This window comes from Sphaerisporangium sp. NPDC049003 (assembly GCF_043197795.1).
Lineage (GTDB): Bacteria > Actinomycetota > Actinomycetes > Streptosporangiales > Streptosporangiaceae > Sphaerisporangium.
In genome coordinates, this window is the sequence record NZ_JBICTU010000002.1 from 76,329 (window position 1) to 91,092 (window position 14,764).

General features: G+C 71.4%; 11 protein-coding genes. 2 read left to right on the top strand and 9 right to left on the bottom strand.

Annotated features, from left to right (window positions below; all coding sequences use genetic code 11):
- Positions 1-27: 27 nt before the first annotated feature.
- The 5 genes from ACGFIV_RS02320 to ACGFIV_RS02340 all read right to left on the bottom strand — a co-directional run bounded on the left by ACGFIV_RS02320 (position 28) and on the right by ACGFIV_RS02340 (position 7,217).
- Positions 28-3,747: a BTAD domain-containing putative transcriptional regulator gene (locus ACGFIV_RS02320; RefSeq protein ID WP_392831232.1), complete on the bottom strand. Its 3,720-nt coding sequence runs from the start codon at positions 3,745-3,747 to the stop codon at positions 28-30.
- A 110-nt stretch (positions 3,748-3,857) separates the two neighbouring features.
- On the bottom strand, positions 3,858-5,168 hold the full coding sequence (locus tag ACGFIV_RS02325) for a hemolysin family protein (protein WP_358548154.1): 1,311 nt from the start codon (positions 5,166-5,168) through the stop codon (positions 3,858-3,860).
- A complete protein-coding gene (ybeY, locus tag ACGFIV_RS02330; RefSeq protein ID WP_358548156.1) occupies positions 5,165-5,644 on the bottom strand; it encodes an rRNA maturation RNase YbeY in 480 nt (159 codons plus the stop codon). Before ybeY ends, ACGFIV_RS02325 begins: the two co-directional genes overlap by 4 nt.
- Before the next feature lie 8 nt (positions 5,645-5,652).
- Positions 5,653-6,609, bottom strand: coding sequence for a PhoH family protein (locus ACGFIV_RS02335; RefSeq protein WP_358548274.1), 957 nt, complete (start codon positions 6,607-6,609; stop codon positions 5,653-5,655).
- A 257-nt stretch (positions 6,610-6,866) separates the two neighbouring features.
- Positions 6,867-7,217, bottom strand: coding sequence for a histidine triad nucleotide-binding protein (locus tag ACGFIV_RS02340; RefSeq protein WP_358548158.1), 351 nt, complete (start codon positions 7,215-7,217; stop codon positions 6,867-6,869).
- Positions 7,218-7,484: 267 nt separating this feature from the next.
- Between ACGFIV_RS02340 and ACGFIV_RS02345 the strand changes: the two genes are divergently transcribed.
- The gene (locus tag ACGFIV_RS02345) at positions 7,485-7,964 is read left to right on the top strand and encodes a SigE family RNA polymerase sigma factor (RefSeq protein ID WP_358548277.1); all 480 of its coding nucleotides are present in this window, start codon (positions 7,485-7,487) and stop codon (positions 7,962-7,964) included.
- Positions 7,961-8,680: a hypothetical protein gene (locus ACGFIV_RS02350; protein ID WP_392831236.1), complete on the top strand. Its 720-nt coding sequence runs from the start codon at positions 7,961-7,963 to the stop codon at positions 8,678-8,680. Before ACGFIV_RS02345 ends, ACGFIV_RS02350 begins: the two co-directional genes overlap by 4 nt.
- Here ACGFIV_RS02350 and ACGFIV_RS02355 read toward each other — a convergent pair.
- The 4 genes from ACGFIV_RS02355 to ACGFIV_RS02370 all read right to left on the bottom strand — a co-directional run bounded on the left by ACGFIV_RS02355 (position 8,631) and on the right by ACGFIV_RS02370 (position 14,721).
- On the bottom strand, positions 8,631-9,566 hold the full coding sequence (locus ACGFIV_RS02355; protein ID WP_358548163.1) for a methyltransferase domain-containing protein: 936 nt from the start codon (positions 9,564-9,566) through the stop codon (positions 8,631-8,633). The genes ACGFIV_RS02350 and ACGFIV_RS02355 overlap by 50 nt on opposite strands.
- An 18-nt stretch (positions 9,567-9,584) precedes the next feature.
- Complete coding sequence (locus tag ACGFIV_RS02360) at positions 9,585-11,936, bottom strand: hypothetical protein (RefSeq protein WP_392831239.1); 2,352 nt, start codon at positions 11,934-11,936, stop codon at positions 9,585-9,587.
- Positions 11,937-12,020: 84 nt separating this feature from the next.
- The gene (locus tag ACGFIV_RS02365) at positions 12,021-13,898 is read right to left on the bottom strand and encodes a substrate-binding domain-containing protein (protein ID WP_358548169.1); all 1,878 of its coding nucleotides are present in this window, start codon (positions 13,896-13,898) and stop codon (positions 12,021-12,023) included.
- Positions 13,899-13,926: 28 nt separating this feature from the next.
- Positions 13,927-14,721, bottom strand: a complete 795-nt coding sequence (locus ACGFIV_RS02370; protein ID WP_358548280.1) for a phosphate ABC transporter ATP-binding protein — start codon at positions 14,719-14,721, stop codon at positions 13,927-13,929.
- Between the last annotated feature and the right edge of the window lie 43 nt (positions 14,722-14,764).

The window sequence follows — 14,764 nt, forward strand, 5'->3', positions numbered from 1 at the left end:
GGACACCCACCCAATCCGGGCGGGCTGTCAGCCGCGGGCGGCGCAGCGGGCGAGTCCCTCGCGGGCGGCCCTCACCCAGGCGGGGGCACCGACGGCGGTGGAGATCTCCAGCGCCGCCCGATAGTGCTCCCGCGCCTCCTCGGGCCTGCCGAGGTAGAGATCGATATCGCCGAGCACCTGGGCCACCGGCCACAACGAGATCACGGCCGACCCGTCGGTGACCGGCCGCCTCGCGTAAGGCAGCAGCGCCTCGCGGGCCCACAGCACCCGCCGCCGGTCGTCGATCGCCACGCCGAGCAGCCCGCGCACCACGACGAAGAACCGCCCGAAGAAGTCGGGCCTGACACGGGAGAGATCGTCGCCGAGCACGGCGTCGGCCTCATCCGGCCGCCCGGCCCGTACCAGGGCGAGCGCGTGGGGCTCCCGTGCCATCTCCCAGTGGCCGGCGATCAGATCCGCCTCGGCCGCCAGCTCGCCCACGGTGTCGTCGAGCAGGTGCAGGCAGTAGCGCGCCATGAAGGACAGCCCGATCTCGAAACGCCAGGCGCCTGCCTTGCTGTGCGCCCGCGCCGCCTCCCGGTAGAGCTCCTCGGCCTTGCCGTAGTCCTCCGCGATCGCGTACCGGAATGCCCGGTAGAAGCCGGCGAGGGACGCCTGCATCGGCAGGTCGTACCGCGCCGCCAGCCGTTCCACGGCGCTCGCCTCCTCGTCGGCCCTCACCCAGTCGTAGGACGCGATGGCCTGCTGCATGAGGATGAGACGCGCCAGCACCTCCGCCACGGCCATGCCGTGCGCCTGCGCGAGTTCGAGCAGTTCGGTCCCGATCTCGCGTCGCTCCGCGAGGCCGTCGCCGCGGAAGGTGTGGAAGTAGCGCGCGTTCAGCGCCTTGGCCAGCAATCCCGGATCACAGAGCCGCCTGGCCATGGCGAGCGCCTCTCCCGCGGCCTGCTCGCCGCGCGTGGTCGCCTCACCGCCCAGCTCGGTGGCGAGGGAGCAGAGCAGCGCACACCTGGCGTGGCCGTCCCCCGGGCCCAGCTCGGCCAGCGTGTGCTCAACGACCTGGACGATCTCGTGGGACACCACCCCGTACTCGCGGATGCTCCACAAGGCGGGCACGTCGAAGGCCACGATGACCCGTGCGGTCAGCTCCGGATCGCCCAGCGGCAGCGCCAGCCGCACCGCCTGCTCGCGGTGCTCGCGCGCGGCCGACAGCTCGTTGGCCAGCGCCAGCGCGCGCACTCGCCGCATGAGCAGTTCGAGGTCCTCGCCGTCTCCGAGGTGGAGGGCCCTGTCCCAGAGCGCCGCGGCCTCCGAGTACGCGAACCTGCGCTCCGCCCGCTCGGCGGCGAGGACGGCATAGTGCGCGGCCTTGACCCGTTCCCCGCCCGCGGCGAAGTGGTGGGCCAGGGCCGCGACCTCGTCGCTCCTGAGCGCTTCGAGCGCGGCGGCGACGCGGGCGTGCGTACGCGTACGCCGTAGTCCCGAAATATCGTCGTAGAAGGTATCTCGGACCAGGGCGTGGGCGAACCGGAGGCGTCCTGGCTCGGGTTCCACGAGCAGGCCGGCCATCAACGCCGCCTCCAGGGCGTCGACCACCGCCTCCTCACCCCCTCCGTTCACCTCGGCCAGGACGTCCACGTCGATGTCCCTGCCGATCACCGCCGCCTCCCGCATCACGGTCTGCGCGGGGACGGGCAGCCGCACGAAGCGCCTCCGCAGCACGTCCCTGACCCCGGCGGGGACCACCGAGACCGCCGCGCGTTCCCCCTCGGACGCGATCAGGCGTGCGGTCTCGCGGACGAAGAAGGGGTTGCCCCCCGTACGGTCGGCGACGGCGGCGACCGCGCCCGCCGACACCTCGCCACCGGATAACGAGCGCAGCAGATCCCCGGTGGCGGCCCCGTCCAGCCCGTGGAGGGCGACGCGGACCGGTTCGCGGGCCGCGAGTGCGGCGGCGGTCTCGGTGAGCCGCGCCGCGCCCTCCTCTTCCCGGTAGGTCAGCACGAGCAGCACGCGGTCACCGCGAAGATCGGTTACAAGGTGGGTGAGGACGGCGAGGGTCTCATCGTCCGCCCGGTGCAGATCGTCCAGGACGATCAGCAGCGGCGCGGCACGCGCGACGTGGCGCAGGTACGCGGCGAGCGCCCGCCGCGCCCTGAACCGCCCACTCGAAACATTCCTCTCAAAACCCTTGGAGTTGACCGTCACTCCCCCGCGGACCATCGCCCCACCGGCATCGGCCGCTCCCCCGGGGATCCCCGGCGCGGCAGGCGCCGACCAGCCGCCGGGCGCTCCTCCGGCACTAGTGCCTACGGACCCCCCTCCAGCGACCACCCCTTCGCCGGCGCTCACGGCCCCACCACGGCCCGCTGGACGGTCGTCGGACGCTCCGCGAGAGATGCTCTCGCCCCCTCCTTCGCCCGAAGCGCCGGGGACCTGGACACCGCCCTCGTCCGCGAGAGGCCCGAGCGCGGTGGCGAGCGCCGCCTCGGCGGGGAACCGTTCCATCAGGCCGCGCAGGATCTCGGTCCACGCCCAGCCCGGGGGCGCCCCGTCGGTCTCCGGACACCGGCCGACGGCTACCTGCCAGTCGGCGTCGAGCAGTTCCCGCGCGAGGCCGTCGGCCAGAGCGCTCTTCCCCATGCCCGCCTCGCCGATGACCACGGCCGGCCGCACGCGTCCCGACCTGGCCTCCTCCGCCGCGCGGAGCAGGGCCGCCATCTCGGCCTCTCTGCCATAGAGACGGTCGGCTCGCATGTCATAGAGACGTCGGTCCTCCCTGCCATGAAGGCGGTCGGCTTCCGCTCCGTGGGCATGGCCGGCTTCCGCTCCGTGGGCATGGCCGGCGTCCACGTCGGTGACGGGCTCGGCGTCCGGCCTGTGCGCGGGCGGATCATCCGCCGCCGTCACCGGCGAGGCCGGTGAACCATGCGGGTCGCCGGAAACAATGATCGGCACCGGTCGCGAGATCGGGGGCGGGGTCGGGACGTCCAGTCGGGGGGACTGGGCGAGGACATCGGCCTCCATCCGCTGGAGGGCGGGACCCGGGTCGACGCCCAGTTCCTCGGCGAGCGTCCGCCTGGCCTGGCGCAGAGTGGCGAGCGCGTCGCCCTGCCTGCCCACGTGGTAGAGGGCCAGCGCGAGCAGCCGCCAGCCCTCCTCGCGCAAAGGGTGGGCGCCCACGTATCCCTGCAGGTCAGGGACGACCTGCGCCGCATCGCCGAGGGTGATCAGAGACGCGGCCCGCTGCTCCACCGCGAACGCGTGCAGCTCCTCAAGCCTGGAGATCTCGGTCATCGCCCATTCGGCGGAGGAGAACTCCGGGTAGGCGGATCCCTGCCCGAGCCTCACCGCCTCGTCGAGTACGCGCGAGGCGGCCTGCGCGTCCCCGGAGCGGAGCAGCTCGATGCCCTGCCGTGCCCGCGCCTCGAACCGCCACGCGTCCACGTCCTCGGCGCGCAACACGTAACCGGGCGGGACGGTGACGAGGAGCCGTGCGGGGCTGCGGGTGCTCCGGCCCGGTTCCAGTGCCCGGCGCAGGTTGGAGACGTACGCCTGGATGGAGGCGAGCGCGCTCGGCGGTGGCTGGTCCCGCCACAGATCGTCGATGATCCTCTCGACGGGCACCACCTGACGGCGGGCGACGAGCAGCCGGGCGAGCACCGATCGTGGCCGGGGACCCCCGAGCTCGACCGGCCCAGAATCGCCTAGGACCTCGAAAGTGCCGAGCACCCGGAAAAGAACCACGACATGTGAGTCTATATGTCGTTACATACCCCGACCCGTAAACGGGGAAAGGGTAGGGGTGGCCGGGCGGAAGGCGGGCGGCCCGGCAACGGGATTTCGGGCGGGGTGAGTCAGTCGCGTTCGGCGGAGGCGTGCACGGCGACGTCCTCGGCGGGGGCCACGCGGTGCACGACGACCGTGCTGATGCGGTTGCGGCGGCCGGCGGTGCTCTCGGCGGTCAGGCTCAGGCCGTCGACGGTGGCCCGGGAACCGGCTATGGGGACCCGGCCGAGGGCGTGGGCCAGCAGGCCGCCGACCGTGTCGACGTCGTCGACCTCCAGCTCGATGTCGAACAGCTCTCCCAGCTCGTCCACGGAAAGCCGAGCGGTCACCCGGGCGCTCCCGTCGCCGAGCCACTCGACGCGCGGCGCCTCCTGGTCGTACTCGTCGGCGATCTCCCCGACGATCTCCTCAAGGACGTCCTCGATGGTGACCAGGCCGGCCGTGCCGCCGTACTCGTCGATCACGATGGCCAGGTGGATCTGCCGCGCCTGCATCTCGCGCATGAGCTCGTCGATCGGCTTGCTCTCGGGCACGTAGGTGGCCGGGCGCATCAGCGAGCCGACCTTCTCGTGCTCGGCGTCGCCGCCCGCGGTCGACTCGTGGACCCGGCGGACGATGTCCTTGAGGTAGGCGATGCCGACCACGTCGTCCTCGTTCTCGCCGACCACGGGGATGCGGGAGAAGCCGCTGCGCAGCGCGAGGGACAGGGCCTGGTCGAGGGTCTTGCCCCGCTCGATGAACACCATGTCGGTGCGCGGCACCATCACCTCGCGGACCAGGGTGTCACCCAGCTCGAACACCGAGTGGATCATCTGGCGCTCGTCGGGCTCGATGACCCGGCGCTCCTCGGCGAGGTCGACGAGATCGCGCAGCTCCGCCTCGGAGGTGAACGGGCCGTCCCGGAAGCCCTTGCCCGGCGTGAGCGCGTTGCCCAGCAGGATCAGCAGCTTGGGAAGGGGCCCGAAGATGCGCGTCAGCCCGTACACGATCGGGGCGCTCGCCAGCGCGACCGGCTCGGCGTGCTGCCGGCCGAGTGTGCGCGGCGAGACCCCGACGATGACGTAGCTGATCAGGATCATGACGCCCGCGGCGGCGGCGTACGCCTGGCCCTCGTCGCCGAACCAGTCGATGAACAGCAGCGTCGCGATCACCGTGGCGATCAGCTCGCAGCTGAGCCGGAGCAGCAGCAGCAGGTTCAGGTAGCGGGGCGGGTCGGCGACGATCGCCTGGAGGCGCTGGGCACCGCGCCGCCCCTTGCGCGCGAACTCCTCCGCGCGCACCCGCGAGATGCGTGCGAGAGCCGTCTCGGCGCTGGCCAGAAGGCCGCCGATGACGATCAGAAGGGCGGCTGAAAGCAACCACCCGCTGGGGGAACTCACGGCTCCCGCCGCACCTCCCGCCACGCGTCGAGCAACTCGCCCTGGAGTCCGAACATCTCGGCGTGCTCCTCGGGCTCGGCGTGATCATAGCCGAGGAGGTGAAGGATGCCGTGGGTGCAGAGAAGCTCAAGCTCGTCGCGGGTGCCATGGCCTGCCTCCGCCGCCTGCTTGGCCGCGACCTGCGGGCACAGCACGACGTCGCCCAGCAGGGCCGGGTCGAGCGGGGCGTCGCCCTCCTGGCGGGACCCGCCCGGGCTCGGCCGCAGTTCGTCCATCGGGAATGCGAGCACGTCCGTCGGCCCGGGCTCGCCCATCCACTGCTCGTGGAGCTGCGACATCGCCGCCTCGTCCACGATCAGGATGGACAGCTCGGCGAGCGGGTGGATGCCCATGCGCCCGAGCACGTGACCGGCCAGCTTGACGAGCGAGGACTCGTCGATCTCGACGCCCGACTCGTTGGCCACCTCGATACTCATGGTGTTTCTTATCTCCCCCGAGGGCGCTTGGCGCCCTTGATGGCATGAGGCTCGGCGGTCGCGAGGTCGTAACGGCTGTAGGCGTCGACGATGTCGCTCACCAGCTTGTGCCGCACGACGTCCGCGCTCGTCAGCCTGCTGAAATGGATGTCCGGAATGCCCTCCAGGATATCCTGGACGACCTTCAGGCCGCTCTCGGTGCCGCCGGGAAGGTCGATCTGGGTGACGTCACCCGTGACGACGATCTTGGCCCCGAAGCCCAGGCGCGTGAGGAACATCTTCATCTGCTCGGGCGAGGTGTTCTGCGCCTCGTCGAGGATGATGAACGCGTCGTTGAGCGTGCGCCCGCGCATGTAGGCGAGCGGCGCCACCTCGATCGTGCCCGCAGCCATCAGGCGCGGGATCGAGTCGGGGTCGAGCATGTCGTGGAGCGCGTCGTAGAGCGGGCGCAGATAGGGGTCGATCTTCTCGTACAGCGTGCCGGGCAGGAAGCCGAGCCGCTCCCCCGCCTCGACCGCCGGCCGGGTCAGGATGATGCGGTTGACGTCCTTGTTCTGGAGGGCCTTGACCGCCTTGGCCATCGCCAGATAGGTCTTGCCCGTGCCTGCGGGGCCGATGCCGAACACGATCGTGTGCTTGTCGATCGCGTCGACGTAACGCTTCTGGTTGACCGTCTTCGGGCGGATCGTGCGCCCCCGCGCCGACAGGATGTCGAGGGAGAGCACGTCGGCGGGGCGGCCGGAGCTCATGCGGAGCATGGCGATGCTCCGCTCCACCGCGTCGCCGGTGAGCTGCGCGCCCGACCGGACGATCTCCACCATCTCCTCGAAGAGCCGCACCAGAAGGCTGCTCTCCTCGGGGCCTCCGCTGATGGTGATCTCGTTGCCGCGGACGTGGACGTCGGCGCGGAACGAGGCCTCGATGACCCGCAGCAGCTCGTCACGGGAGCCGAGAAGGCTCACCATGGAGTACTGGTCGGGGATGACCACCTTGGCCTGCGTGCGGGACGGGCCCTTGGTGCGCGGCGGTTCGCTGGTCTGCGCGCCGTTCGGCGCGCTGCGGGAATCGTGTGACTCGGACATGGGCGGCCCTGCGGCCTGCTCGCCTCCCGGCCTGGTGTACCTGGTGTACTTGTCTGTCGCGCTCGCTAGGATGACCGTGCAGTCGCCTGGCATCCGGCCCGACCGCGCCGCTGGCTAAGCCCATCGTATCCGGGCCGGGCTCAGCCCGGAGGCCACTGCATGGCCCGGCCGCCGAGCACGTGGCCGTGCACGTGGAACACCGTCTGACCGGCCTGGGGGCCGGTGTTGAACACCAGGCGGTAGCCGTCGCCGGCCACCCCTTCCTGGACGGCGACCGCGTGGGCCGTCTTGAGCACCTCGTCGGCGAGCCCGTCGTCGGCCGCCGCGAGCACCGCGGCGTTCTCGTAGTGGTCCTTGGGGATCACCAGCACATGGGTCGGGGCCTGCGGGTTCACGTCGCGGAAGGCCACCGTGCGGTCGGTCTCGTAGACGATCGCGGCCGGGATCTCCTTGGCCACGATCTTGCAGAACAGGCAGTCTGTCACGCCCAAAGGGTAGTCACCTCTGTTGCCAATCGGTAATACCGAGGAGGTCCCGTCGAAAGATCCTCGCGGATAGGGTTGGTGTGCGACACTTCAGCGTCAGACAGCGGTCAGTGTCGGCGAGGCCACCGGCGAGGACACAAGTGGGTCATGCCCCCTAAAGAACCGGCAGAGAGTAAACCCTCTGGGAAGGCCGTGCGTCCAACAGATGTGACCACCGAGACCCTCGTGGCCGAAAGGTCGCTGGGGGCGGTGCCCGTCGGATGGGACGCCGACATGGCCGTTACGGCGCTTTACAGCGCCCACTATCGGTCGCTCGTGCGTCTCGCCATGCTGTTGGTGCGCGATACCGCCACCGCGGAGGAAGTCGTGCAGGACGCGTTCGTCGCCCTCCATGGGGCGTGGCGCCGCCTGCGCGACACCGACAAGGCACTCGCCTACCTGCGCCAGTCGGTCGTCAACCGATCGCGCTCAGTGCTCCGTCATCGTGCCGTCGTGGAGAAGTACGCCCCCAAGGGCCTCCCCGACGCGCCGAGCGCGGAGAACGGAGCCATAGGAGAGCTCGAACGGTCCGCCGTCATCGAGGCGCTCCGCGGGCTCCCCACCAGGCAGCGCGAGGCGTTGGTGCTGCGGTACTACGGCGATCTCTCCGAAGCGGAGATCGCCGGCGCCATGGGCATCAGCAAGGGTGCGGTGAAGAGCCACACAGCCCGCGGCATGGCCGCCTTACGCACCGTACTGGAGCAATTGTCATGACCGAGTCCCCCGACGAGTACGGCGAGGTCCTCCGCCGTGTCTTGCGCGCGGAGGCGGATTCTGTCGTGCCCTCCGCAGAAGGACTGCAGATCATCCGCACCCGCATCGACCAACGTGGTCTGCGGGGTGTCTTTTGGTGGCGAGCCGCCGCCTCGGCCTGTGGGGCCGTCCTGGTGGCGGCCACGGTCGTGATGGTCGTGCCTCCACTGCGCGAGCACATCACCACCGACCAGCGCATCACCCCCGTGCAGTACGACACCTCGCCGCCTGACGAGTCGAGCACGCGCAGGCCGGGGAACGGCGTCCAGCCGCCGGTCGGCGGCACAGAGCGCCCCGCCCAGGCCAGCCCGACCATCGCCTCGACGCCGATCACGACGCCGACGCCCACCCCGACGACCGCTCCGGGCAACGACTGCGCCACCACGGTGCCGTCGGACGCGGTGCCGTCGGCCGAGGCGCCGGAGCCGGAGCCCTGCCCCTCGGGCACGGGCGACTCCCAGCCGGAGCAGACCACCAAGCCGGGGCCGACGCCCACCCCGACGCCCATGCCGACGAAGACCACCAAGCCGACCGTGAAGCCGAGCAGGACCCCGACGGCGGACCCGACCCCGGACCCGTGCCAGCAGTGCTCGCCGGCGCCCACCGATCCCCCGGCGGCGCCGACGGTCACTCCCGAGTTGACGATCGACGCCCAGTCGCCCGCGCCCCCTGATTAGGCCGCTGATCAGGCCGCCTGGCGAGGAGGGTGAAGGTCAGCAGCGCGAGGTCATCGGCGTCACGCGTCCGGTACGGGCGCGCGAGGCCCGGGCGCGCCGACTCCACGTAGGCCGTGGGCGCGACCAGTCCGGGCACCACCCGGGCGTTCCACCCGGTCGCGGCGGCGGCGTCGAGGAAGTCCCGCGCCCGTAGCCGGTTGGGGACGCCGGGGAAGCTCATCGCCCGGTAGAGCGGGGCGGGGTAGCGCAGCATGTTGAGCGGGTCACGCGACCGGATCCCGCGCATGTGCGTCATGCCGTCGATGTGGTGGCACATGACGCCGCCCGGAGCGACCAGCTCGGCCAGCCGTGCGAACGTCGCCGGGACGTCGTCGAAGTGTTCCAGCGCCGCGTTGCTCACCACCAGGTCGAACGGCCCGGCGACGCCGGGCATGCCGGGAAAGGCGGTGACCCGGTAGTCGAGCCGGTCGCGCTCCACCGGACGGCCGAGGCAGGCGCCGAGCGCCTCGTAGAACGCGGGGGCGGTGTCCGACGCCAGCGGGAACAGGTCGGCCGCGGTGTAGGACTCCGCGCCGCGGGCGAGCATGATCGCACCGGTGCCGAGGTCCGGCCCGGGGCCCAGTTCCAGGACCCTGCGGCCGGTGAAGTCGAGATCGCCGTCTCGCGCCCACCGCTCGACCACCCCGGTGACGTAGGCGACGCCGCGCCCGACCTCGTCCGCGCCGAACGGGCGCGGGGTGCGGTAGCCGCGCAGCCGGTGACGCACCGCGTTCGCCAGGCCCATCCCGAGGCCGGCGCTCCACCACACGGCGCGCGGGTGGCGGGTGGCCGCGTAGGTCACCTCGCCGGGCCCGGCGGCGCGGTCCCGCGCCTCAGAAGCGGTCATAGGAGTCCTGCCGTCCTCTCATGGAGCGGTCCGGTCGCGGCCCCAGGCGCCGGCGACCGCGGCGGGATCGGTGACCGTGGCCTGCCCGCTCGCCGCCCGCAGGGCGGTGAGGAAGTCGTTCAGGCAGTACGCCTCTGCGCCGCCCGTCCAGTGGCTGCGCCAGCTCGATCCGGTGCAGTCCCACGACTCCCCCTGGCCGGAGTCCACGATCCGCTTGCCCCGCATGAACCGGTACGCCTGGAGCACCCGCCACGTGCCGGGGTAGCCCCTGAGGAACTCCGCGAGCTGGTCGGGCGAGGTATAGCGGTAGTCGTTGGCCCCGGTGACGCTCGGCACCCAGCGGGCGCACAGCAGCGAGGGGTCGTCGCACCTGCCGGCGGGCAGGCTCCAGGTGCTCTGGAAGTACGGCGGGGCGACGCCGGACCGGCCGGTGACGCCGGTGCCGTACTTGCGGCCGAAGGCGAAGCACGTGGAGACGACATCCTGCTGGATCGGCGTGGTGAGCCTGTCGTCGGGATAGGCGAACAGCCCCCAGGCGCGGGTGTGGCCCCGGCTCGCCAGCGGGGCGAGTGATCCGCATGATTCCGCCCGCTGCTGCTCGGGGGTCAGCGTCGTCATGTTCCGGTAGCCCATGCCGTGGCTGACGAACGTCCAGCCGTACTGGTCACGAAGGGCGGCGAGGTCGGCCCAGTTGGCGTAGTCGACGAAGCCGGCCAGGCACTGCCTGTTCTGGTCCAGGGTCCGGTCCACGACGACGGTTCCGCTCGCGGGAAAGCCCCGCGCCCTGAATTCGCGGGCGACCTCGTCGAGCTGTACGGCCCCCCGCAGCGGGCGGCACGCCCGGTCGACCGCGCTCCACTGCGACCGGGACATGAGCAGGGTGACATACCTCCCGTCGGAGCCGGGGTCGTAGTCGAACCCTCGCCAGCGCGAGCTCTCCCTGCCCGCCTTGTCGACGAACCGCACGGTGACGCCGTAGTGCCCGGCGGCCGGAGCCCCCCACTGGTAGGACCAGGTGGACCCGGTAACGGTGGCGGCCCCCCAGCCGGGCGAGGCTCCCCAGGTGCCGCCCGCCTGCCACCATCTGCCGGTGTCCCTGTCCTGGACGCCGACGCGGACCTTGTCGACGGCGACGTCGTCGGTGACCGTACCGGCCACGCGGACGCCGGGCGAGGTCAGGCCCTGGTCGGGGAGCGGCGCGGTCACCTCTCCCACAGGCGGTTCGGCGTCCGGCCCCGGCGCGGTGACCGAGAAGGGCAGCCACGGGTGCGCGGTGTCGAACAGGCCGATCGCGTCGGTGGCGAACACCGAAAGGCCGTAGTCGCCGGGGCGAGGCGGCGTCCAGGTGAACGTCCAGCCGACCTGGCTGAACGCGAACTGGCCCGCCGGGGAGGCCGTCCACGGCATGCCGCCGTCCGGACCGGTCAGCGTCGCGGGCAGGGACTGGTAGTCGCCCCAGGTGCCGTCGCCGCGCGCCCACAGCTTGGCGGCCCGATCGTAGATCGCCACGCTGACGGAGACGACGCCCCGGTTGTCGGAAGCGCTGCCGGTCCAGGTGATCGGGCGCTGGTCCGGGTAGGAGGCCCGCCCGGCGGCCGTGACCGAGGGGGGCGCGCCGTCGGCGGCGAACACGACGGACGGCGAGATGGCGGTCACCCCTCCCCCGTCCCGGGTCGCCACCTCCAGCAGGTAGTCACCGTCCTTCGGCGGGGTCCAGTCGAAGGACCACGCCACCCTGCTCGCGCCGGCCGCGCCGATCGTGACCGGTTGCCGCTCGTAGGCGCCCCAGGTGCCGTCCGCGTGCCACCAGGCGTGCGCCGCCCTGTCGAGGATCGTCACACCGGCCCACACGACGCCTCCGGACGCCTGCCCGGCCCCGCGGATGGTCATCTTCTGCCCCACCGGGACGACGGCGCCCGCGACGGGCTCGGCGATCACACCGGCCGGTGCCGCCGGATCCGCCGGGAGGTCCACGACCGTGAACCTCCGGTACGGCAGGGCAGGGTCGTAGGACCCGTCGGACGCGACCGCCTTGGCCTGGACGAGGTAGTCACCGGGCTCGGGGGCCGGCCAGGTGAAGCTCCACGAGCCTCCGTCCAGGACGGCCAGCCGGCCTTCGTAGTCGCCCCAGCTCCCGTCGGCGTGCCACCAGAGCTTGCTGACCCTGTCCTGGACGGCCACCACCATCTGGGCCGCGCCGCTCAGCGTTCCGCGCACCAGGATGGGCGCCCGCGTGTAGAGGGCCCCGTCCGCCGCGGGCTCGGCGATCGTGCCGGACGGGGCGGCCGCGGCGGGCGGGGCGGCCACGGCCACCAGGCCGGCGGCCACAGCGAAGGCCACCAGGCCCGCGAGCAGTGTTCGGACTCTCATCGTGTTCTCTCAGTCGCCGGGACGGCCATGCGGAAATCGGGTTCTGTCACTCAGCGGGACGGCCGATGCGGAAATCGTGGTCCGTCACTCACCGGGACCGCTCATGCGGATCAGGCGGCGGACACCGTCGAGGATCATCGGCGCGAACACGATGGCCAGCAGCGTCACCGCGAGACCGAGCAGGGTCCACGGGGTGCCGATCGACGACGCCACCGTGTCGATCTCGCGGGCCGCCCCCGCGGCGAGGGTGGGATCGATCAGGCCGTTGCCCGTCGACCCGGGCGTCTCGGACACGGGCAGGCCGTTCTGGTCGACGGCCACCGTGCCCCCTCCGGTGGCCCCGCCGGCGGTGTCGGGCGTGGTGGACCCGGGTTCGCCTCCGCTCGCCGCGGCCCCCGGGGTGGCGGAACCGGACGCGGCCGGTCCAGCGGTGGCCTTGGGGCCGTTGCCCGCACTGGGTCCTGTGGTGGCCTTGGGACCAGTGGTGGCCTTGGGGGATTTGCCGGCCTTGGGACCCGGCGCCTTCGTGCTCGCGCTCGCGCTCGGCGTCGGACTGGGGTTCCCCGTACCCTTGTCGTCCTTCTTGTCATTGTTCTGCTGGTTGTTATCGCTGTTCTGATTGTTCTGGTTGTTGGTGCCGGTGTTGTTGTTCTGCTGCGGAGGGGGATCGTTCGCGGTCTGCTCGCCCACCTGGCCGCATTTCTTTCCGTCCGGCAGTTGCAGGTTCTCGTAGTACTTGCCCCACGTGTCGGGGTTTCCGGGGACCGAGGGATGACCCGGCACCTGGCCGAGCACGTCGAAACCCTGCTGGATCAGGTTCGAAGGCAGCGGGGAGTAGCCGATCTGGTCGACGTTCTTCTGGCCGTCGGTGATCGAGTAGAGGACGAATCTCGCCAGGGTCTCGCCCTTGCCCGCGTCGAACCCCTCGGTGGGGACGATGATGTAGTTGTAGCTGGAGATCGCGTAGGCGCTGGGGTGCGGGTGCGTGTGCACGTTGTCGAGCTTGTACGTGCCGTCGCCGTTGCGCTCGGCGGCGGTGAGGGCGATCGCCTGGTTGCACGCCGTGGGCAGGGTGTACTGACCCGCGGCGTTCTTGATCTTCGCCACGGGCACGTTGAGCTGGATGGCGTAGGCGTACTCCGCGTATCCGATCCAGCCCCAGCTCGCGTTGCCGTTCTTCACCTGGATCGCGACGCGGTCGGAGCCGTCCACGAGGTCGGTGTCCGGCCGGTTCGGCCACACGTCGGTCGGGCCGCACACCTGGTCGGTGCACTTGGACGACTTCTCGGTGGAGCACCCGTTGGGGTTGCCGCCCACGCCCTGCATGTAGGCCTTCCACCGGCCGGGGTCCATCTGGTTCAGGTAGTCGGTGAACACCGCCGTGGTGCCGGAGCCGCCGGCGCGGACGACCGGGCGCACCCGGACGTGCGGGAGCCGCGCCGCGAGGCCGGGGTTGTCGTCCTTGATCGCCTGGTCGTCCCAGAAGATCTCCTGCTCGGCGCCCTTGTTGGCGCACGAGAACATGTTCTGCGTGAACAGCCTCACGAGGAGGCCGCCCGAGAGCTGGAGGTCGGTGATCGGCCTGCCCGCGTTGTCCTTGAGGTTGACCATGATCGCGGTGCCGCCGGCGACGAGCGGCATGTAGGTGAACTTGAAGGGCGGATCCTGCTCGACGCCGAGCCCCCCGGGGAAGTTGTAGGAGACGTCACTGGAGGCGAAGTCCGCCTGGCGCGTGGCGAACTCCTGCCGGCCCTGAGTCGATCCCTTGGGCGCGAAGTTCACGCTCAGCCCCTGCAACCGGGCGACGTCGGACATCCACTGCTGGATCGCGACATAGGCGAAGGTGGACCCGGACCCGTTCACGGGCGAGGCGGCCCACGCGGGCGCGGCGCCCAGCGACGCGGGCAGGATCATGAGCGTCAGCACCACGAGCAGCCGGGCGCCTCGGCGGAGGATTGGCATTCCTGTGCTCCAGAAACTCGCGGGCGGCTCAGCCGAACCGGCCGTTGACGTAGTCGGCGGTCCTCGGGTCCTCGGGATCCGAGAAGATCTGCTCCGTGGGGCCCTGCTCGACGACGCGCCCCGGCTCGTTCTCGGCGGCGAGGAAGAAGGCGCAGTGCTGGGAGACGCGCTGCGCCTGCTGCATGTTGTGGGTGACGATGACGATCGTGACCTGGTCCTTGAGTTCGAGGATGGTCTCCTCGATGCGCCTGGTCGACGTGGGGTCGAGAGCCGAGCACGGCTCGTCCATGAGCAGGACGTCGGGGCTGACGGCCAGGGACCTCGCGATGCAGAGCCGCTGCTGCTGGCCGCCCGACAGGCCGCCCGCGGGGGCGTCCAGCCGGTTGCGCACCTCGTTCCACAGGCCCGCCCTGCGCAGGCTGGCCTCGATGAGCTCGTCGCGGTCGCGCACCTTGGTCCCGGTCAGCTTGAGGCCCGCCGCCACGTTGTCGGCGATCGTCATGGCGGGGAACGGGTTCGGCTTCTGGAACACCATGCCGATGCGGCGGCGCACCTCGGTGAGGCGCAGGCCGGCTCCGTAGATGTCGTCGCCGTCGAGCAGCACCGAACCGGCGAGCGTGGCGATCGGCACCAGCTCGTGCATGCGGTTCAGGGTCCTCAGGAAGGTGGACTTGCCGCACCCGGATGGGCCGATCAGCGCGGTCACGACCCCCGCGTCCATCTTGATGCCGACTCCTTCAAGCACCTTCCGCGAGCCGAACCAGCAGCTCACGTCCACTCCCTCAAGGACGCCGCCGGCGGGGCGGGCGTCCGCCTCGGGCATGGGCCGGGTGTGCTGGACGTCTGGCACGGTCATGACGTCCGTC